Genomic DNA, 19,746 nt, shown 5'->3' with positions numbered 1-19,746 from the left:
CGCACACGACGGCGCCCCCGGGAGGTCCTCTCCCGGGGGCGCCGTCGTGTTCCGCCGCTTACTGGGGCAGCCGGTAGACGCCCTGCTCGACCGGCTCGACCAGGCCGTCCGCCACCAGGCCGTCCAGCGCCCGGGCCCGCTGCACCGCGTCCGGCCAGACCACGTCCAGCCGGGCCTGCGGCACCGTCCCGTGCGCCTCGCGCAGCACCGCGAGCAGCTTGCCGCGCACCTGGCGGTCCGTCCCCTCGTAGGACTGACCGCGCCGCGCCGGGCCCTCGTACGGCGGGCGGCCGGCCCGCTGCCAGGCGCAGGCGGTGAACAGCGGGCAGTCCCCGCACTCCGGGCCGCGCGCGGTGCAGACCAGCGCGCCCAGCTCCATCACGCCGACCGCCCAGGTGGCCGCCGTCTCCGCGTCGTCCGGCAGCAGCGCGGTGGCGGTGCGGCGCTCGGCCGCGGTGGTCGCCTGGGGCGGGTACTCGACCCCGGTCACCGCACGGGCGAAGACCCGGCGGACGTTGGTGTCCAGCACCACGTGCCGCTGGCGGAAGGCGAAGGAGGCGACGGCGGCGGCGGTGTACTCCCCCACCCCGGGCAGCGAGAGCAGCGTGGCGTGGTCGTCCGGGACCTCGCCGCCGTGCTCCTCGGTGATCGCCACCGCGGCCGCGTGCAGGCGCAGCGCCCGGCGCGGGTAGCCCAGCCGGCCCCACATCCGGACCGCCTCGCCGGACGGCTCGGCGGCGAGGGCGGCCGGGGTCGGCCAGCGGGTGAGCCAGGCCTCCCAGGCGGGCAGCACGCGCTTGACCGGGGTCTGCTGGAGCATGAACTCGCTCACCATGACCGCCCAGGGCGTCGCGTCGGGGGTCCGCCATGGCAGGTCCCGCTTGCTCGCCTCGTACCAGTCCAGGACGGTCGAATGGAACAGCGGCAAGGGCATCGGCAGCCGGGCGGCGTCGGCGGCGGAGACAGGGACGGCGGGGGTGGTGATGGCAGTCATGGCCCTTCGATCCTCCCATGCCCGCCGACCGGGCCGAAGTGGATCAGGCCACTCCGGATCCTCCCGGGGCAGCTCCGGAAATCGTCCGATTGGAGCTCGCTCGAACGGATCAAATGGCGGATCATGTGAAAGAAGGGGCGACTGTGCGGTGTTGGTGAGTCAATCGCCACACACAGTCTCGTAGAGTTTGATCGTGCCTTCTCTGCGTCAACCCGTCGGACCACTGCCGGCCTCGATCTACTGGCGTCGGCGCATCGTCGTGCTCGTCGCCGCCGCGGCGGTCGTCGCCCTGATCGCCTGGCTGATGATCGACCCGGGCGGAGGCGGTGACGGCGGCTCACCGGGCAAGGCCGCACAGGCCGTTCCGTCCCAGTCCCAGAACCAGACCCCGGCCCAGGCCATCACGCCCGGCGCCTCCCCGAGCGGCCCCGCGGCGCGTCCTGGCGGCGGCACCGGCGGCCCGGTGGCGGGCGGCGGCGGCACCGAGGTCAACCTCAGCGGCGGCACCGGCACCGGCGGCGCCAACCCGGCCCCCGGAGGCGGCGCGGCGCCGGCGACCGGCGGCGGTACGGGCGGCGGCACGGGCGGTGCCCCGGCCGTGAACACCCCGGAGATCATGGCGCTGCCGGTCTGCGCCTCCTCGCAGGTGGCGCTGGAGCTGGCCGGTACCCAGAACTCGTACCAGCCCAAGGACAAGCCCCGGCTGGCCCTGACGGTCAAGAACTCCTCCGGCACCAACTGCCGGGTGGACCTGGGCCGCACCGCCTCCGTGATCACGGTGAGCGGAAGCACCAACGACCGGGTCTGGTCCTCCGGCGACTGCCCGGCCGACAAGGGCAACATCTGGGTGCAGCTCGGCGCGAACGGCAGCCAGACCGAGACCTTCACCTGGGACCGCAGCCGCAGCAAGCCGCAGTGCGCGACCGCCGACCAGACGCCGCCGCCGAGCGGCACCTACGTGGTGCTCGCGGAGCTCACCGGGCTCTCCGGGGACAAGGTCTCGGCGCGGGCCTCGATCCGACTGGACAGCTGAGAACCGGTCAACTTCTCCTGGAGCCCCCGGCCGCCGCGCGGCCGGGGGCTCCGCCGCGTCCGGGGGCGGGTCGGTGCGGCTCCGGTTCGGTGCGGCTCCCGTTCGTGCGGACGTGCGAGGGCCCCCGGGGAGGTCTGTACCCCGGGGGCCGTCGCCGAGTTCGGGCGTCCGTACGGCTGCGCGTCAGGTCAGACGTAGCGCTCCAGGATGGACGATTCGGCAAGGCGGGACAGGCCCTCGCGGACCGAGCGGGCGCGGGTCTCGCCGACGCCCTCGACGGTCTGCAGGTCGTCGATGCTCGCGGCGAGCAGCTTCTGCAGGCCGCCGAAGTGCTCGACCAGGCGCTCTATGACCGTGTTGGGCAGGCGCGGGATCTTCGCCAGCAGGCGGTAGCCGCGCGGCGATACGGCGGAGTCCAGCGACTCCGGCGAACCCGAGTAGCCGAGCGCCTTGGCGACGGTCTGGAGGTCCAGCAGCTCGGCGTGGGTGAGCGCCTCCAGGTCGGCCAGCACCTCGGTGACCGTCCGGCCCTTCTTGGCGGCCCGCTCCGGGAAGTAGTCCCGGGCGACCAGCTCGCGCTCCGGCTCCACGCCCGCGATCAGCTCGTCCAGCTGGAGCGAGAGCAGCCGGCCGTCGATGCCGAGCTCCAGCACGTAGCCGGCGATCTCGGTGGCGATCAGCCGGACCATCTCCAGGCGCTGGGCCACGGCGGTGACGTCCCGGACCGTCACCAGGTCCTCGATCTCCAGCGCGGAGAGCGTGCCGGCCACCTCGTCCAGGCGCAGCTTGTAGCGCTCCAGGGTGGCCAGCGCCTGGTTGGCGCGGGACAGGACGGTGGTGGAGTCCTCCAGCACCCGGCGGGTGCCGTTGACGTACATCGCGATCAGCCGCATCGAGTGCGAGACCGCGACCACCGGGTAGCCGGTCTGCCGGTTGACCCGCTCGGCGGTGCGGTGGCGGGTGCCGGTCTCGTCGGTGGGGATGGTCGAGTCCGGCATCAGGTGCACGCCGGCCCGGACGATCTTGGTGATGTCCTTGTCGAGCACCACCGCGCCGTCGAGCTTGCACAGCTCGCGCAGCCGGGTGGCGCTGAACTCGACGTCCAGGACGAAGCCGCCGGTACACAGGGACTCGACGGTCTTGTCGAAGCCCAGCACGATCAGACCGCCGGTGTTGGCCCGCAGGACCCGCTCCAGGCCGTCACGAAGCGCGGTACCGGGCGCGATGGCGGTGAGGGAGGCCCGCAGCAGGGCCTCCTCGCGGGAGGCCTTGTCCGCCCCCCGGTCGCTGGCTGCCACGTGACTCCTCCGGTCGACCCGTGCCGCGCGCCTCACGCCGTGCGCCGGTCCGCGGTCTGTTGCTCTGTCGCTCAGTACCGCTCGGTACTGCCTTTTGGCCAATGAGACTGGGGAAAGTCTAACTGTGTGTGGCTTCGGCAGGGCTTGGGTCAGCGCAGTTCGTCGGAGTCCAGCGGCTCCCAGCCCTCCATCAGCTCCTCGGGGTACGCCGCGGGGCGGTCCGCGGCCCGGGCGGAACGCGGGGCCGGCGGCGCCGACGGTGCCTCACCGCGCGGCTCGGTGCGCGGCTTGGCGGCCGATCGGCGGCGGCCCGGGATGGCCCGCAGCGCCTCGCCGATGTCGGCCACCTCGACCACCTTCATGCCCGGCGGCACCTTGCCCGGGTCCGGCGGGACGAGGGCGTGGGTGAAGCCCAGCCGGTGCGCCTCGGCGAGCCTCCGCTGCACACCCGTCACCCGCCGCACCTCGCCCGCCAGGCCGACCTCGCCGATCGCCACCAGGTTGCTGGGCAGCGGGGTGTCGGTGGAGGAGCTGGCCACCGCGAGCGCCACCGCGAGGTCCGCGGAGGGCTCGGTCAGCTTCACCCCGCCGACCGTCGCGGTGTAGATGTCCTGCTTGCCGAGCTTCACCCCGCCGTGCCGCTCGACCACGGCCAGGATCATCGCGATCCGGGGGGACTCCAGGCCCGAGGTGGTGCGCCGCGGCGAGGGGATCTGCGAATCCACCATCAGCGCCTGCACCTCGGCCACCAGCGGGCGCTTGCCCTCCAGGGTGACGGTGAGGCAGGTGCCGGGGACGGGCTTGTCACGCCTGGTCAGGAAGAGGCCGGACGGGTCGGCCAGGCCGACGATGCCCTCGTCGTGCAGCTCGAAGCAGCCCACCTCGTCGGTGGCGCCGTAGCGGTTCTTGACCCCGCGGATGAGCCGCAGCCGGGCGTGCCGGTCACCCTCGAAGCTCAGCACCACGTCCACCAGGTGCTCCAGCAGGCGCGGGCCGGCGATCTGGCCGTCCTTGGTGACGTGGCCGACCAGCAGGGTGGCCATGCCGCGCTCCTTGGACGCGCGGATCAGCGCGCCCGCCACCTCGCGGACCTGGGCCGGGCCGCCGGGGGCGCCGTCCAGCTCCGCGGAGGCGATGGTCTGCACCGAGTCCAGGATCAGCAGGCCGGGGTTGACCGCCTCGATGTGCCCGAGCACCGCGCCGAGATCCTGCTCGGCGGCGAGGTAGAGGTGCTCGGAGAGGGCGTTGATCCGGTCCGCGCGCAGCCGGACCTGGCCGGCCGACTCCTCGCCGGTGACGTAGAGCGTGCGGTGCTGCGCGGTGGCCGCCTTGGCGGCGACGTCCAGCAGCAGGGTGGACTTGCCGACGCCGGGCTCGCCCGCCAGCAGCACCACCGCGCCGGGCACCAGGCCGCCGCCGAGCACCCGGTCCAGCTCCGGCACGCCCGTCGAACGGGCCGTCGCGACCTGGCCGTCCACCTGGGCGATCGGGCGGGCGGGCGCGCTGACCGGACCGGCGGCCGTCGTGCGGATCGGCACCGCGCCGTACTCCTCGACCGTGCCCCAGGCGTTGCACTCCGGGCAGCGGCCGACCCACTTGGGCAGCTGGTTGCCGCACTCGGTGCATCGGTACGCCGGGCGGGGCTTGGCGGTGGTCTTGGAACGCGGAGGCATGCGGCCCACCGTAGCGCCTGGGTGTGACAACGACGGGCCGACGGCGGGCCCGCCGCGCATCCAGACAGATGGACGATGTTGTTACCCGAAAGAAGTACATACGCGGCGAATGGTCGGAGTCAGCCGTCCGCGTTCTCTACCGTCGGACGGGTGACGACGAGAACTGTTGGGCCGACCGGGGCGGTCGGGCCGGGGTGGTCGGGCCGGCCGGGGAGGTCCCGGTGGCTGACCGGACCGGTCGGGCCCGCCGAGTCGGCCGGGGCCACGGGATCGGCCGGGGCCGCAGGCTCGGCCGATCCCGTCGAGCAGCGGACCGGCGCCGCGCTCGCGGCGTACGACCGGCAGGTGGACGGCCTGTTCACCTACTGCCTCTCGGTGCTCTGCGAGCACGACGCGGCCGCCGACGCCCTGCGCGAGGTCCGCGAACTGGCCCGGCGGCACGGCGCCCGGCTCGCCGAGCCCGGGCTGCTCCGCGCCTGGCTGTTCTCACTCGCCCGGTACTGCTGCCTGCGCCGGCTCGCGGACGGTGGCCCGGCGGTGGCGGGTGCCAGGTCCGGGACCGGGCGGGCGGCGGCAGCGGCCGGCGCTGCACCGGACGAGGCCGAGGCGGACGAGACCGAGGCCGAGGCGGCCCGGCGGCGGCGCGAGCTGTCCTCGCTCGCCTGGCCCGAGGCGGCCGGCACCGACCCGGAACAGCGCGAGGCACTGGAGCTGTCCGTCCGGCACCGGCTGACCCCGCTGGAGGTGGCGGCGGTACTGGGCCTGCCGTTCGAACGGACCCGCGCGCTGCTGGCCGGAGCCGAGGCCGAGGTCGCCCGGACCAGGGCGGCACTGCTGGTGCTCGGCGTGGGCAGCTGCCCGGAGCTGGACCGGCTCGGCGGCGCCGGGGCGGAGTCCTGGCGGGACTGGGTGCTCGGCCCGGCCCTGCGACGGGAACTCGTGCAGCACGTGCTGGACTGCCCGACCTGCCGGGGTACGGCGGAGCGGGTGGCCGCGCACGAGGCCGCCGAGGGTGCGGCCGGGCTGTCGGGGCTGGCGCTGCTGCGCGCTCCGGTGGACGCCTCCGGGACCGGCGCGGTCACCGGCGCGGCGACCGCCCGGGCTGCTGCCGTTCGGGCGGCGGATGCTCCGGCGACGGATGTTCCGGCGACGGCGGCTCGGGTGGCGGCGACTCGGGTGGCGGAGCCGGGGCTGCGGTTCGACCAGAGCGGCTTCCCCCGGCACCGGGCGCCGGACGCGGGGCGCGGGCTTGCGGTGCGCCGGCGGGTGGTGACCACCGGGGTGCTCGCGGCCGTCCTGGCGGCGCCGGTGATCGCGCTCTGGGCCGGGCACCGGGGCGGTGGCGGCTCGGGTTCCGCGGCCTCGGTGTCGGCGGTGCGGGTGGACGGGGCCGGGCGGCCCGCCGGGCAGGGGCCACGGCCCGCGGTGGACGGCCCGACGGGCTCGGGTGCGCCCGGCGTGCCCGGGCTGGAGCTGGCGGGAGCCGGGGCCGGGATGGTCGCGGATGGTGCCGGTGTGGACGGTGCAGAAACGTTGCTTCCTGGGTTTCCGCGGCTCACCTTCCAGGGCTCGGTGATCCCGGTCCCGGCCCACGGCGCGACCCCGCTCGACAGCCCGGCCCTGGTCGCCGCACCGGCCCCATCCGTCGACCGGGCCTCCGCGACGGGCACCGGAGAACCCGCCCCGGCCGGGCTGCTCACCGTCGAGGCCGCCGAGTACGGCAGCCGGACCATCCTCACCCTCACCAACTCCGGCACCACCGAGATCCGTTGGCACGCGGTGACGGAGGCCGGCTGGCTCCGGCTCAGCCGCGACTCCGGCACCCTCGCGCCAGGCCAACGGATCACCGTGATCGTCACCGTGGACGAGGACCAGGCGCCGACCGCGCACTGGACCGCCCGGATCGCGCTGCCGCCCTCGCAGGCGGTGGTCACCCTGGAGGGCGGGCCGCACAATCGCGGTGGCTCCGCCTCCTCCCCGGCCGATCCGTCGCCGTCCTCGGCACCGGCACCGGCACCGACGCCGACACCGACCGGTTCCGCTGGCACCTCGCCCACGGCGGCCCCCGCCACGTCGAGCCCGCCCACGTCGTCCCCCTCGCCGTCCGGCTCCCCGTCCTCCTCGGGCACGGCCACCACCGCCCCCGGTCCGAACACCCCACCGCCATCTCGCTGACGCCACAGCCCGCCGGGGCACCCGGGCGTGTGAGAAGTCGGCCGGGCCGACTTCTCACGCCCAACGCGTCGGGCACTGGGCGGCCATGCAGACCGGCCGCCCAGTGCCACCCCCAGAAGCCGGACCAAGGGCGCCCGAAAAGTCGAGCGGGCCGACTTCCTGCGGGCAACAGGGTCAGCCCAGCAGCGCGCGCGTGGACCGGCCTGCACGTCCCGGCCGCGAGCCCGGGCGGGGAGGGATGCGTGAGAAGTCGACCAGGCCGACTTCCCGTGCGAGGTGCGGAGCCAGCACACCAGCGGGAGAGGCCGAGAGGGCGGTGGGCGGGTTGCGGGGAGTCAGGCCCGGTGGATCGGCGGGGGCTGGTAGCTGCCGTCCAGGACGGCGGGCTCGGGCTGGTAGATGCGGAGGATGGGGCGGAACTCGGCGGACGGGGTGGGGAGCCAGTTGGCGGCGGCGGCCGGGTCCTCGGGCTGGTCGTGCTGGAGGGTCAGGGTGAGTGAGCCGTCCTCGCCGTGCACGAGGCCGGGGGTGCGGTCGCCGATCGAGTAGCGGTCGATCGGGTTCTCCACCAGGTAGTAGTCCGGGACGGAGTACATCGTGACGGACCAGAAGGCCCCGGCCGGGGGCGGCTGGTCGAAGCGCAGGGTGTAGTCGTGGGCCCCGGTGAGGGGTCGGCCGTCGGAGTCGTCGTAGGTCATCGCGTACGAGGCCTCGTAGGCGTGGTTGCCCCAGAGGCCGGCCCGGGCGGCGGCGGCCCTGCTGAGGTAGGCGGCGCGACGGTCGGGGATGCGCCACTCGGGGTCGTCCAGGGTGCCGGGGCCCAGGTGGTCGGTGTTGTAGTCGAACAGGTGGAGCGTGCTGCGCCACTCGCCGGGCGGGTGGTCCTCGGGCGGGCGGGTGGCGTCCTCGACCCGTTCGCGGCCGGCGGCCAGGCCCTTGGCCAGCGTCAGCGTCCATTCGGGGGCGGCCGAACGGTACGGCGAGGCGCCGTCGTCCAGCAGGCCGAGCGGGGCGAAGCGGCGCTGGTACTCGATGTCCGCGGTGGCGGGCGGGAAGGCCTGCATCCAGACTCGCAGCCGTTCGAAGAAGGCCAGCCGCTCGGGGACGTCCCCGTCCGGCTCGGGGAGTCCGGCGACCAGGCCGCCGGGTTCCAGCGGCTCCAGTTCCAGGGCGGACTGGAGGGCCCGGACCCGGGGCAGGTCCTCCGGCCCGGTGCAGGCGAAGCGGCCGACGAGGGTGCCGACGGTGGTCGGCAGCTCGATCACCCGGTTCGGGTCCGGCGGGGTGCCGTGCCAGCCGGGTGGGACGATCAGCCAGGTCTGCGCGCCGGTGCCGGTGGCCCGGCGGCCGAGGTAGGCGACGTTGTCCGTCCAGGCGTCGATGATCTGCAGCACGTAGTAGGCGCCCGCGGTGTCCGGGACGCGCAGCACCTGGGGGCCTTCGGAGAGGTCGAGCTGGGCGATCGAGTAGATCGTGTCGTTGTTGACCGAGACGAAGCGGTCGGCCGGACCGGCCAGCCGGGTGGCGTGGCTGATGTGGTTGAACGGCGCCGCCGGCAGGGTGCCCAGGCCGCCGCGGGCGAAGCGCTCGACCATGGTGAGGCCGGCGACCAGCGGGTAGCCGTAGACGTACGCGTCGGCGGCCAGGGCCTCCAGCTCGGGCTGGTTCATCGCGGGTCCTTCGTCCGGGGCGGGCAGCCGGTCGGCGGAGTGCTCGGCGTCGGCGGGCCGTTCGTCACCGGCGGCGGCCGGCGGGTCCGCGGTCCGGGCCGTGCTCCGGGCGGGCGCCGGACCGGGGTTCGGTCGCCGACCGCGGTACACCTCGGATGCTAAGCGGGGCCGGGTGGGGCGGCATGTCGGACCGGACGCCCCGCGGGCATCCGGCGAACCGACTCCCGTGACCCGACTTCTGCGGCCCGACTTCTGCGGCCCGACTTATCCGGCCCGGCATCTGCTGACCGCGAATCCGGGCGTACGGGCGGTGCGGCCGGGAGAGGGTCCTCGGTATGAAGATCCTCTTGCTTGGGGGCTCGTCCTTCCTGGGACGGGCCTACGCTGCCGAGGCCCTCGCCCGGGGCCACCGGGTGACCACCTTCAACCGCGGTCGCAGCGCCACCGACCTGCCCGGCGTCGAGGCGGTCCGGGGCGACCGCGACAGTGCCGGGGACCTCGCCCGGCTGGTGGACGGCCGCAGCTGGGACGCCGTCGTCGACACCTCCGCCCAACAGCCCGCCCAGGCCGCGCTCAGCGCCGGGCTGCTGCGCGAGCGGGCCGGCCACTACACCTTCGTCTCCTCCGTGCACGCCTTCGCCGACTGGCCCGCCCGGGCGGTCGACGAGGACTCCGCACTGCACCCCTGCCCCGCCGACACCCCGCCCGGCCAGCCGCCCGGTACCGCCCTGAAGGCCGGCTGCGAGCGCGCCGTGCTGGCGGGGTTCGGCGCCGGGCGCACGCTGGTGCTGAACAGCGGACTGCTCGTCGGACCGTACGAGTTCGGCGGCCGACTGCCCTGGTGGCTGGAGCGGATGGCGCGCGGTGGGCGGGTGCTGGCCCCGGGGGATCCCCGGCGGACCATGCAGGTGATCGACGTCCGGGACTTCGCCGGCTTCGGGCTGGACCTGCTGACGGCCGGGACGGCGGGGCGCTGTATCACCACGGCGCCGCCCGGGCGGCTGAGCTTCAGCGAGTGGCTGGCGACCTGCCGGGAGGTCGCTGGGGCCGCGGACACCGAGCTGGTCTGGGTGCCGGACGAGCCGCTGCTCGCCGAGGGGCCGGACCAGGTGGGCGCGTGGACCGAACTCCCCCTCTGGGCACCGGACCTGCCCGAGATGGCGGGCGCCTGGCTGGCCGACACCGGCCGGGCGGAGGCGGCCGGGCTGCGCTGCCGCCCGTTCGCCGAGACGGCGCGGGACACCTGGGAGTGGCTGCGGCAGCGCGGGCCGGTCGAGGACACCGACGCCGAGGGTCGCAAGGGGCGGCCGGGGGCGGCGGTGCGGCAGGGCATCGAACCCGCCAAGGAACGGCGGCTGTTGGCCGCCCTCGGCTGACGGCGGCGCCGGTCGGCAGCGGCGCCCGGGCACCGGGGGTGGGAAGTCGGTCCGGCCGACTCCCCACGCCCAGCGCCACGCCCGGCAGGACTCCTTGGGACGCTCCTCAGGGCGCTCCTCACAGCGCCATGGGGACGCGTTCGGCGCGGGTGCCCCGTTCAGTGCGTGCGGCGGGTGACCAGCTCGGCGAGCGCCAGCAGCTCGTCCGCCGCGGCCGGCTCCGGGACGGCGGCGGCCAGCTGCGCCATCGCCGCAGCCATCCGCTCGCAGGACTCGCCCTGCGCCCAGCCGCGCCCGCCGGCCGCCTCGACGGCCGCCGCGCACTGCGCCAACTCCTCGGCGTCCAGCGGGCGTTCGATCGCGTACAGCTCGGCCAGCAGCTTGCCCTCGACGGTGCCGGATCCCAGCGCCGCGACCACCGGCAGCGACTTCTTCCGGGCGACCAGGTCCGCGCCGACCGGCTTGCCGGTGACCGCCGGATCCCCCCAGATGCCGATCAGGTCGTCGATCAGCTGGAAGGCCAGGCCGATCTCCCGCCCGAAGCAGTCCAGCGCCTGCGCCGCCTCCTCGGAGGCGCCCGCGTACAGGGCGCCCATCGCGCAGGCCGCGCCCAGCAGCGCGCCGGTCTTGGCCTCCGCCATCGCCAGGCACTCGGGCAGCGAGACGTCGTTGCGCCGCTCGAAGGCGCAGTCGATCTGCTGGCCCTCGCAGAGCTCCACCACGCAGTCGGCGAGCCGGCGGATCGAGCCGTGGGCCGCCGGGTGGTTGTCCTCGGCGAGCAGGCGCAGCGCGAGGGAGTGCATGGCGTCCCCGGCCAGGATGGCCTCGGTGGTGCCGAACACCCGCCAGGCGGTGGGCCGGTGGCGCCGGGTGTCGTCCCGGTCGATGACGTCGTCGTGGAGCAGGGTGAAGTTGTGCACCAGCTCCACCGCGGCCGCCGCGGCGACGGCCTCGTTGGGCTTGCCGCCCAGGGCCTGGGTGGCGGCGAGGACCATGGCCGGTCGGATCGCCTTGCCTGCGGAGGCCTGGGCTGGGGTGCCGTCCGCCTCCCACCAGCCGAAGTGGTAGCCGGCCACCTTGCGCATGGTGCCGGGCAGCGAGTCGACGGCGGCCCGCAGGACCGGGTCGACCAGGGCGCGGGTCCGGGCGAGGATGTCGGCCGCCTCGTGGCCCTCTTTGTGGTCCCGCTCCAGCGTGGGACTGGTCATGGGTGGTTCCCCCTGTCGGGCGCCTGTCGTGGGACGGCCCGCCGGCGGCGGGCCGGGGTTGCGCTGTGCCGGTGCGCGCCGTACCGCTGCGCAGCGGTACGCGCCGGGCCGCTGCGCAGCAGGTACGCGCCGGGCCGGTACGCACCCGCCCGGCCGGGGCCGGTGGACGGCCCCGGCGGACGGCGCGGCTCTGCGAGCGGCCCCGCGAACCGTCGGTACTGCGCGATCCGTCAGTACTGCGCGATGTCCACGTTCTCCAGGACACCGACCGCGTCCGGCACCAGGATCGCGGCGGAGTAGTAGGCGCTCACCAGGTAGGAAATGATGGCCTTGTCGTCGATTCCCATGAACCGCACCGAAAGGCTGGGCTGGTATTCATCCGGAATTCCGGTCTGGTGCAGGCCGATGACGCCCTGGTTGTCCTCCCCGATGCGCATCGCGATGATCGAGCTGGTGCTCCCGACGATCGGGATCTTGTTGCACGGGAAGACCGGGACGCCGCGCCAGGACATGATCTGCTTGCCCTCGACCTCGACCGTCCCCGGGTAGAGGCCGCGCTTGTTGAGCTCCCGGCCGAAAGCGGCGATGGCCCTGGGGTGGGCCAGGAACATCCTGGTGCCGCGGCGGCGGCTGAGCAGCTCGTCCATGTCGTCCGGGGTGGGCGGGCCGGAGTGGGTCTGGAACCGCTGCTCGTACGCGGCGTTGGCGAGCAGGCCGAACTCGGGGTTGTTGACGAGCTCGTGCTCCTGGCGCTCGCGCAGGGCCTCGATGGTCAGCCGCAGCTGGTGCTCGGTCTGGTTCATCGGCTGGTTGTAGAGGTCGGCGACCCGGGTGTGCACCTTGAGGATCGTCTGCGCGACGCTCAGCTCGTACTCGCGCGGCTTGAGCTCGTAGTCGACGAAGGCGCCGGGCAGCTCGTACTCGCCCTGATGCCCGGCGGCGAGGCCGATCGCGGCCTCGCCGTGCTTGTTCTGCGCCTGCTGGAAGCCGTTCAGGTACTCGATGACCTGGAGCTGCAGCGCCTCGGAGCGGTCGTGCAGCTCCTGGAAGGAGGGCCAGGACAGCGTCAGTACGGTGCCGGAGGTCGCGGCGCGGACGGTGTACGGCCAGTCGCCGCCGTCCTGCCGGATCGCCTCGTCGCCGAGGTGGTCGCCGTCGGCGAGGGTGCCGACCACCGTCTCCTCGCCGTACTTGCCGGTGCCCAGCCGGTCGAGCTTGCCGTGGGCGATCAGGAACACCTCGGTGATCGGCGCCCCGGCCTGGACCAGGACGTCGCCCGCGCCGAAGTCCCGCTGCACGAAGCGCGAGGCCAGCTCCTCCAGCACGGCCTCGTCCTGGAAGCCGCGCAGCACCGGCACCTCGGCCAGCGTGGGCGGGACGATCCGCACCTCGGCGCCGGTCTTGACGAAACCCACCCGGCCGCGGCCGACCGAGTGGCGCAGGCGGCGGTTCACCCGGTAGGTGCCGCCGGACACCTGCACCCAGGGCAGCCTCCTGAGCAGCCAGCGCGGGCTGATGCCCTGCATCTGCGGCGCGGACTTGGTGGTCGTCGCGAGGTTCCGCGCGCCCGCCGTGCTCAGACTCTGCTGCTGCCGGATCTCCGGTTGCGCACCGGGCGCGGGAATACCGGCATTCGTTTCGGTCGACATGAGGGGAGCCCTTCGCATATCCCAATGAAGCGTCGCCTTGCACATGCGTGTTGCAGCTTCATGGTGGGCCCATTCAGGGGCGCCCCGCAATCACTCGTTCGAGTGGTTCCGAATGGCCGAACAAATAGTACGAATGGATCACCCGATCGATATTTGTTCGACTATTTATTCGAACATATCGGAGTGCCGCGCCCCATCCTCCCCCATCGAAGCCCCGGCGCGCGCCACCCCGCGCCACCATCCGCCCACGGTGCCCCTGCCGTCCGGGCCGTTCGAACAGGCCGCTAGGGTGCCCTGACCCTTCGTCAACTTCCCTCCCGGGAGGGTCACATGAGTGCACCCGTACGTGTCTGGCTGAACCGCACCTACGCCGAGAACGTCTTCTTCATCGAGCAACTGCGCGCCGCCCCGCGCCCCGTCGTGGTCCACGCGACCCACGGCGACCCGGACTCCCCCGTGCTCGCCGCCGCCGACCACGGCACCCCGGAGCCCGCCGGCCTGGCCGCGGACGGCTACGTCGGATACGCCCTGGACTACTGCGCCCGGCACGCGATCGACGTCTTCGTCCCCCAGCTGCACCAGCTCGCCATCGCCCTCGCCCGGCCGGAGTTCGAGGCGATCGGCACCACGCTGCTCTGCCCGCCGGCCACCGCGATAGCCGCCTTCACCAGCAAGGCGGACGGCTACGCCACGATCGCCGGGGCCGGACTGCCCACCCCGCCCTGGTGGCGGGTCCGCACCCCCGCCGAGCTGTGGCACGCCGTCGAACGGATCGAGGACACCGGCCGCACCGCCTGCCTCAAGCCCACCACCGGCGCCGGCGGCGCGGGCTTCCGGGTACTCACCCGGGAGCCCTACGACGCACGGCGGCTGGCCGGCTGGGACCACCGGGTGCAGGTCGAACAGGTCGCCGCGGCACTGGCCGGGGGCGGCCCGGACGGCGAGCCGGTGGACCTGCTGGTGATGCCCCACCTGGACGGGCCGGAGGTCTCGGTGGACTGCCTCGCCGACCGGGACGGCAGCCCGCTCGCCGCGGTCGGGCGCACCAAGGAGGGCCGCCGCCGGGGCTTCACCACCGAGGAGTGCTACCTGGAGCCCGTCCGGCGGCTGGTCCGGGCGACCGGGATGGCGTACCTGTCCAACGTCCAGTTCCGCCGCCTCGACGGCCTGCCGGTGGTCATCGACGTCAACACCCGCCCCGCCGCCGGGCTCCACCAGCTGCGGCTGTGCGGACTCAACCTGCCGTGGGACGCGGTGCGGCTGGCGCTCGGCGAGCGGCCGGAGTGCTCGGGGGCGGAGCCGGACGTGCGCGGCATCGAGTACACCCTGGTGCCCGGCATCCGGCCGGTGCACCCGCAGCAGGGGCCCGGGAGGGTGTCTCCGGGGGCGCATCCGGCGGCGGCCCGGGTGTGACGGCCGGCGGGAGCGGCGGCCCGGGCGCGACGACCGACATGGGCGGCGGGCCCACCGCCGGCCGCGGGCCGCTCGCCGCCGCCCGCACCCCCGCCGCTACAGCGGGCCGTTCCAGTCGAGGGTCGGCTCCAGCACGCCCTCCAGGGTGAGCAGCCAGCGCTTCACCTCGATGCCGACCCGGCCGCCGCCGAAGCCGCCGATCCCGTCCGCCGCCACCACCCGGTGGCAGGGCACCAGCAGGGGGACGGGGTTCGCGGCCATCATCTGCCCGACCGTGCGGGCGGCCAGGCCGGGCTCCGTGATGTCCTCGAAAACCCCGCTGCGGGCGGCCAGTTCGCCGTAGGTGATGGTCCGGCCGTACGGCACCTCGCGCCAGAGCGTCTGCAGCACCGCCCGGTGCGGGCCGGAGCTCAGGCTCCAGTCGACCGGCAGGCCCAACTCGCGGGTGCGGCCCGCCAGGTAGGCGCCGATCCGCTCGGTGACGGCGGTGATCTTCGACTCGTCGGTGCACGCCGGCACCTCGCCCTCGCGCGACCCGGTGTAACCGGCCGACGCCACGCCGAGCGGAGTCACCGCGATGCGCATCGGCCCGCTGGGCAGCGGCGTGGGCACGGTCAGCCAGGACATCGACCAGGACTGCGACACGCTCGGGCCCCCACCCTCCGCCGGACCGGCCGCCGGCCACCCCGGCACCCGGGGGGCGTCCCCGCCCCGCGCGCCATCGTACGGCGGGCGGTCGCGCGCCGGGCCGTCGTGCGGCGGGCCGTCGCGCGACGGGTGCCGGGGTGGCCGGCGGCCGCGCAGCGGTCCGCCGTACGACGGCCCGCCTGCGGCACGGGCGGCTCCGGTCAGAGCTGCGTCTTCAGCCCGCGGGCGAGCGAAGCGCACCAGTGCACCAGATCGGCGCGGTCCGGGGACCGTCCCTCGCACAGCACGGCCAGCTGGTCGTCACTGAGCCGGTTCGACCCCGGGATCTCCAGCAGGTACGCCAGGTCCGCCAGTACGGTGGCGAGCCGCTCCGCGTCCGCGTGGTCCAGGGTGACCGCGGTCCCGTGATGGCTGATGGTGAGCGAGCCGGGCATGATCGACCTCCTCCGTCTCCCCCGCTCTCCACCGTACGACCGGGTCGGCCGCCCCGCCCGCCGCGGAGGCCTGCGTGCGCGGGAGGGGCAGCCGGTTGCGCTCCGGGGCCGGCCGGGCGCGGTGCGCGGTGGGCCGGGGGTGCGCCCCGAAGCCGTCCGAGGGGTTGGTCAGCTGTCCGGGCCCTCCTCCCATCGGCGGTTCCGTACCGCCGGTACGGCCAACACTACGGCCCCGGCCGCCAGTTGCCAGACCGCCCCGACGAGCAGCACGGTGTCCGCGCCGAACCGGCCCGCCAGCGGCCCGGCCGCCGCCAGTCCGAGCGGGCCGAGGGCGAAGGCGCCCAGGACGCCGAAGGCCGTCATCCGGCCGAGCAGCTCCACCGGCACCCACTTCTGCAGGGTGGTGTTGTAGAGCGTCCCGCAGACCGCCGAGCCGGCCCCGGCCACCAGCGCGCCGGCGGCCACCCAGGGCAGCCCCGCCCCGGCCGCGAGCGCCCCGGAGGGCAGCGCCCAGGCCAGCGCCGCCGCGGACGCCACCGCGAGCGGACGGGCGGGCGCCCGGCCGAGCATCAGCAGGCCGCTCAGCACCGCCCCGGCGCCGTACACGCCCATCACCAGGCCCCAGGCCCGGGCGCCGCCGAGGTCCCGCTGCGAGAGCAGCGGGCCCAGCACCAGGAAGGGGGCCCAGACCAGCAGGTTGAACAGGCCCATCTGCGCGGTGGTGATCCACAGCCACGGGCGGGAGGCGAACTCCGACCAGCCGGCCCGCAGGTCCCGGATCATCGACTCCTCGCCGCCCGCCGCCGCCCGTACCGGCAGCCGCAACCTGGCCAGTGCGAAGGCGCCGACGCCGTACGTCACCGCGTCGGCCAGCAGCACCGTCGCCGGCCCCCAGGCGGCGGTGACCAGCCCGGCGGTGGCGGGGCCGACCACGGTGGACACCGAACGGGCCAGTCCCAGCAGGGTGTTGGCGTCCGCCATCAGCTCCTTGCGGCGCACCAGATCGGGCACGATCGCGCCGAAGGCCGGCATGAACAGCCCCTCGCCGACCCCCCAGAGCGCCACCAGCGCGACCATCGCCCAGACCGGCGCGTGCCCGGCCGCCAGCAGTCCGGCGAACAGCGCCTGGACCAGGCCGCGCAGCAGGTCCGAGCCCAGCATCACCCGGCGGCTGCCGAGCCGGTCCGCGATCACCCCGCCGGCCAGCAGCACCAGCACCACCGGGAGGATCCGGGCCGCCATCACCCACCCCAGGGCGGTGCCGCCGCCACCCCCGGCTCCCCCGGAGCCGCCCTCGCCGTCGAGCACCGCGAAGGCGACCGCGACCGGCGCCATCGAGGAGCCGATCAGGGAGGTCGTGTATCCGATGAAGAACCACGTGAATTCGCGCTCGCCGAGCACGGCGAGACGGTCTCCCAGTCGCCTTCTGCGGGCCGGGATCCGTTCGGTCTGCATTGCCATGTGCAGCAAGTCTGCGGTCCGACAGGGAGCGCTTCAAGGGATTCCGGCGAAAAAGTTGAGCCTTTTGGAGTCAATTTTCCGAACGGAGCGAACTGCCGCAGTAAATTCGTCATTCAATGGCTCCCGACCTGCCCTTTACTGCGATTCCTGGCTAGGGTTCGAGCAGCTTGGCGGAATTGATTTACTGCGGAAGAAGGCGATCGTGACAGAAACTGCGGCAGGACTCCCACCGGTCGAGTACGCCGTCGCCGTCGAGCACTACCTGGCCGCCTCCGGGCTCGCCGACGGCTCCCGGCGGATCTACCGGATCGCGCTGGACACCTGGGCCTGGGCGCTCGCCGACCGGCCCTCCCCCACCGGCCCCGAACGGCGGCGGGCCCGGCCGCCCGTCCTGCCGCTCGCCCTGCTCGACCACCCGGACGCCGCCGAACGACTGCGCGACGCGGCCGCCCGACGCGCGGCCGACACCGACCCGCGCACCCTCAACCGGGAACTCTCCACCCTGCGCGCGGCCGTGGCCTGGTGGCGGGCCAGGGGCTGGCTCGACGGCGACCCGACCACCGGCCTGCTCGCCCGCCCGCTGCCCGAACCCGCAGCGGCCGCAGGCCCGTTGACCCCCGAGGAACTGCACGCCCTGTTCACCCTCCGCGCGCCGCTGCGCGAACAGGCGCTCTGGCACCTGCTGCACGAGTCCGGCGCCGCGATCGAGACCGTCCTCGCCCTGGACGCCGACCACCTCGACCTGCCCCGCCGCCGCACCCGCCCCGGGCAGGCCACCGTCCACTGGCAGTCGGGCACCGCCCGGCTGCTCCCCCTGCTGGTGGCCGGCCGCGCCACCGGCCCGCTCTTCCTCACCGACCGCCGCGCCCCCGCCGGCACCCCCGCCCGCGACCGCTGCCCGTACACCGGCCACGCCCGCCTCTCCTACCGCCGGGCCGCCGAGCTCTTCACGGCCCACACCCGGCCGCTCGGCCCGGGCTGGACCCTCCGCCGACTGCGGGCGGCGCGGTAGCCGCGGGGCGGCGGCGCGCGGCGCGCGGCGGGGTTGCGGGCCCCCGAGTGACGTCACGGGCGGCGGCCGTTACGCAGCCGATGGGCGGCCGTGACACGACCGGCCGAGGACCGCGACACGGCCCTCCTACCGTCGTCCTCGACGCCACCGGCCGAACCGATCGAGCCGGCCGGAGGGCGTCCGCGACGAGGACGTACGCGTCCGGCGCCGACGACGGACGTCCCGCGACACCAGCACACCGGGGCCCGCGAAGCGCGGAGCGAACGCGGTGCCAACCGCACCGCGCACCGCACCGCGGACCGCCGGCCGCCCAGGTACCGACCGATGCAGATGGAGACACCCCGCATGAGCAGGAGCCGTACCCACCACTCGCCCGCCCGCCGCGTCCTGGCGGTCTGCGCCCTGACCGGCGCCGCGCTGCTGGCCACCATCAGCGGCGGGCAGGCCTGGGCCGACGGCGTGCCGAAGCCGGCCGCCCCCAGTGTCGCCGCCCCGAGCGGCGACGCGGCGCCGAGGACCGCCGTGCCCACGCCGTCCGCCGCCCCGAAGGCCGACGCCTCGCCGGCCGTGGCCGCCCCCAAGGGCGTCGCCTCGCCCGCCCCGGTCGCGCCCGGTGGCGCCCAGCCGCAGGTCCGCGAGGTGCCCAAGGGCGCCGCGCAGGCCGGTGACGGCTCCGCCGCCTCCGAGGGTTCCGGCCTGATGCTCGCCGGCGGCGGCACCGTCGCGGCCGTCGGCGCCGCGGCCCTGGGCTTCGCCGTTCTGCGCCGCCGCTCCGGTGCGCGCGGCTGACACCGGTCCCGAGTCCGCCGGGCACCCCGGCGCCGCTTCCCCGAACCCGGCCGGGCGGGGAAGCGGCGCCGGGGCCGTCCCGGTGGCGGGGACCGACACCCGCCGTCGCGCCAAGGACCACCGGCGGGGCCGCCGACGCGCCGCCCGGCCCGCTCCGGGCCCGCTGCGCCGCACCGCCTTCGGCACCGCGGGCCTGCTCTGCCTGGTGCTCGGCACCTCGCTCGCGCTGTCCGGCCGGGAGACCCCGGTGGTGCGGGTCGAGACCTCCGGGCACGGCACCGGCACCGGCACCGGCACGGACGCCCCGGCGATGACCCCGGGCCCCCCGGCCACGACCGGCGCCGCGTCCACCTCCACGTCCACCGCCCCGAAGCCGTACGCGTCCTCGCCGCCGACCCGCCTGCTGGTCCCCTCCGTCGGAGTGGACGCACCGGTGACCGACCTCGGCCTGAACGCCGACGGAACGGTCGAGGTGCCGCCGGCCGACCGGGGCGAGGAGGTCGGCTGGTACCGCAACGGCCCCACACCCGGCGAGAACGGCCCGGCCGTGCTCATCGGGCACTACGACACCGCGCACGGCCCGGCGGTCTTCAAGCAGCTGCCGAAGCTGCGGCCCGGCGAGCTGATCCGGATCCGGCGCGCCGACGGCAGCACCGTGGACTTCAAGGTCCGCACGCTGCTCCAGGCCGCCAAGGACCACTTCCCGACCGAGCAGGTGTACGGCGACACGCCCGCGCCCGCACTCCGGCTGATCACCTGCGGCGGGCGGATCGGCTCGGACGGCCACTGGACGGACAACATCATCGTGCTGGCGGATCTGGCCTGACGGCCGGGACGGGTCGTACGGACCACATGAACCACATGAACCACGTGGACCGTACGAGCCGTACGACCCACGTGGTCCGGACTACCC

The 19,746-nt window shown here is 75.1% G+C and carries 16 protein-coding genes; 7 read left to right on the top strand and 9 right to left on the bottom strand.

Features of this window, described 5'->3' with window-relative positions:
- Window positions 1–58: 58 nt before the first annotated feature.
- Window positions 59–994 (bottom strand): A/G-specific adenine glycosylase, encoded by a 936-nt coding sequence (locus tag ACFVUY_RS03105; RefSeq protein ID WP_380554610.1) that lies wholly within the window; start codon window positions 992–994, stop codon window positions 59–61.
- A gap of 193 nt (window positions 995–1,187) precedes the next feature.
- Between ACFVUY_RS03105 and ACFVUY_RS03100 the strand changes: the two genes are divergently transcribed.
- Window positions 1,188–2,027 carry a hypothetical protein gene (locus ACFVUY_RS03100; protein WP_387726961.1) on the top strand — a complete coding sequence of 280 codons (840 nt, stop codon included), beginning with the start codon at window positions 1,188–1,190 and terminating at the stop codon, window positions 2,025–2,027.
- 188 nt (window positions 2,028–2,215) lie between these two features.
- On the opposite strand, the gene disA is transcribed toward ACFVUY_RS03100, so the two are convergent.
- Window positions 2,216–3,274, bottom strand: coding sequence for a DNA integrity scanning diadenylate cyclase DisA (gene disA / locus ACFVUY_RS03095; protein ID WP_188306273.1), 1,059 nt, complete (start codon window positions 3,272–3,274; stop codon window positions 2,216–2,218).
- Window positions 3,275–3,474: 200 nt separating this feature from the next.
- Window positions 3,475–4,998, bottom strand: coding sequence for a DNA repair protein RadA (gene radA / locus ACFVUY_RS03090; protein ID WP_359914589.1), 1,524 nt, complete (start codon window positions 4,996–4,998; stop codon window positions 3,475–3,477).
- A 150-nt stretch (window positions 4,999–5,148) separates the two neighbouring features.
- On the opposite strand from radA, the gene ACFVUY_RS03085 reads away from it, so the two are divergent.
- Window positions 5,149–7,173, top strand: a complete 2,025-nt coding sequence (locus ACFVUY_RS03085) for a sigma-70 family RNA polymerase sigma factor (RefSeq protein WP_387726959.1) — start codon at window positions 5,149–5,151, stop codon at window positions 7,171–7,173.
- 335 nt (window positions 7,174–7,508) lie between these two features.
- On the opposite strand, the gene ACFVUY_RS03080 is transcribed toward ACFVUY_RS03085, so the two are convergent.
- Window positions 7,509–8,843: a DUF1254 domain-containing protein gene (locus ACFVUY_RS03080; protein WP_387726957.1), complete on the bottom strand. Its 1,335-nt coding sequence runs from the start codon at window positions 8,841–8,843 to the stop codon at window positions 7,509–7,511.
- Window positions 8,844–9,178: 335 nt separating this feature from the next.
- Between ACFVUY_RS03080 and ACFVUY_RS03075 the strand changes: the two genes are divergently transcribed.
- Window positions 9,179–10,219, top strand: coding sequence for an NAD-dependent epimerase/dehydratase family protein (locus ACFVUY_RS03075; protein ID WP_387726955.1), 1,041 nt, complete (start codon window positions 9,179–9,181; stop codon window positions 10,217–10,219).
- Window positions 10,220–10,377: 158 nt separating this feature from the next.
- Here the strand turns inward: ACFVUY_RS03075 and ACFVUY_RS03070 are convergent, their stop codons facing one another.
- Together ACFVUY_RS03070 and ACFVUY_RS03065 are read right to left on the bottom strand one after the other, a co-directional pair.
- A complete protein-coding gene (locus tag ACFVUY_RS03070) occupies window positions 10,378–11,427 on the bottom strand; it encodes a family 2 encapsulin nanocompartment cargo protein polyprenyl transferase (RefSeq protein ID WP_387726953.1) in 1,050 nt (349 codons plus the stop codon).
- Window positions 11,428–11,657: 230 nt separating this feature from the next.
- Window positions 11,658–13,076: a family 2B encapsulin nanocompartment shell protein gene (locus tag ACFVUY_RS03065; RefSeq protein ID WP_387685977.1), complete on the bottom strand. Its 1,419-nt coding sequence runs from the start codon at window positions 13,074–13,076 to the stop codon at window positions 11,658–11,660.
- A 330-nt stretch (window positions 13,077–13,406) separates the two neighbouring features.
- Here ACFVUY_RS03065 and ACFVUY_RS03060 point away from each other — a divergent pair, with 330 nt between their 5' ends.
- Complete coding sequence (locus ACFVUY_RS03060) at window positions 13,407–14,489, top strand: ATP-grasp domain-containing protein (protein ID WP_387726951.1); 1,083 nt, start codon at window positions 13,407–13,409, stop codon at window positions 14,487–14,489.
- Between the two features lie 96 nt (window positions 14,490–14,585).
- Here ACFVUY_RS03060 and ACFVUY_RS03055 read toward each other — a convergent pair whose 3' ends face one another.
- From ACFVUY_RS03055 to ACFVUY_RS03045, 3 genes are all read right to left on the bottom strand, one after another.
- Entirely contained in the window at window positions 14,586–15,134 is a 549-nt protein-coding gene (locus ACFVUY_RS03055) for a methylated-DNA--[protein]-cysteine S-methyltransferase (protein WP_387685973.1), read from the bottom strand.
- A gap of 203 nt (window positions 15,135–15,337) precedes the next feature.
- Complete coding sequence (locus ACFVUY_RS03050; RefSeq protein ID WP_359914569.1) at window positions 15,338–15,571, bottom strand: hypothetical protein; 234 nt, start codon at window positions 15,569–15,571, stop codon at window positions 15,338–15,340.
- Window positions 15,572–15,739: 168 nt separating this feature from the next.
- Entirely contained in the window at window positions 15,740–17,032 is a 1,293-nt protein-coding gene (locus ACFVUY_RS03045) for an MFS transporter (protein ID WP_387726949.1), read from the bottom strand.
- A 202-nt stretch (window positions 17,033–17,234) separates the two neighbouring features.
- Here ACFVUY_RS03045 and ACFVUY_RS03040 point away from each other — a divergent pair, with 202 nt between their 5' ends.
- From ACFVUY_RS03040 to ACFVUY_RS03030, 3 genes are all read left to right on the top strand, one after another.
- Complete coding sequence (locus tag ACFVUY_RS03040) at window positions 17,235–18,044, top strand: hypothetical protein (protein WP_387726947.1); 810 nt, start codon at window positions 17,235–17,237, stop codon at window positions 18,042–18,044.
- 345 nt (window positions 18,045–18,389) lie between these two features.
- Window positions 18,390–18,833 carry a sortase-dependent protein gene (locus ACFVUY_RS03035; protein WP_387685964.1) on the top strand — a complete coding sequence of 148 codons (444 nt, stop codon included), beginning with the start codon at window positions 18,390–18,392 and terminating at the stop codon, window positions 18,831–18,833.
- A gap of 82 nt (window positions 18,834–18,915) precedes the next feature.
- Window positions 18,916–19,659 (top strand): class F sortase, encoded by a 744-nt coding sequence (locus tag ACFVUY_RS03030; RefSeq protein WP_387726945.1) that lies wholly within the window; start codon window positions 18,916–18,918, stop codon window positions 19,657–19,659.
- Window positions 19,660–19,746: the final 87 nt, after the last annotated feature.

This window comes from Kitasatospora sp. NPDC058063 (assembly GCF_042885395.1).
In the GTDB taxonomy this organism is placed as follows: Bacteria; Actinomycetota; Actinomycetes; order Streptomycetales; family Streptomycetaceae; genus Kitasatospora; species Kitasatospora lactacystinica.
Note: the sequence above shows the minus strand (reverse complement) of the source record. Positions and strands in the feature narration are given on the sequence as shown.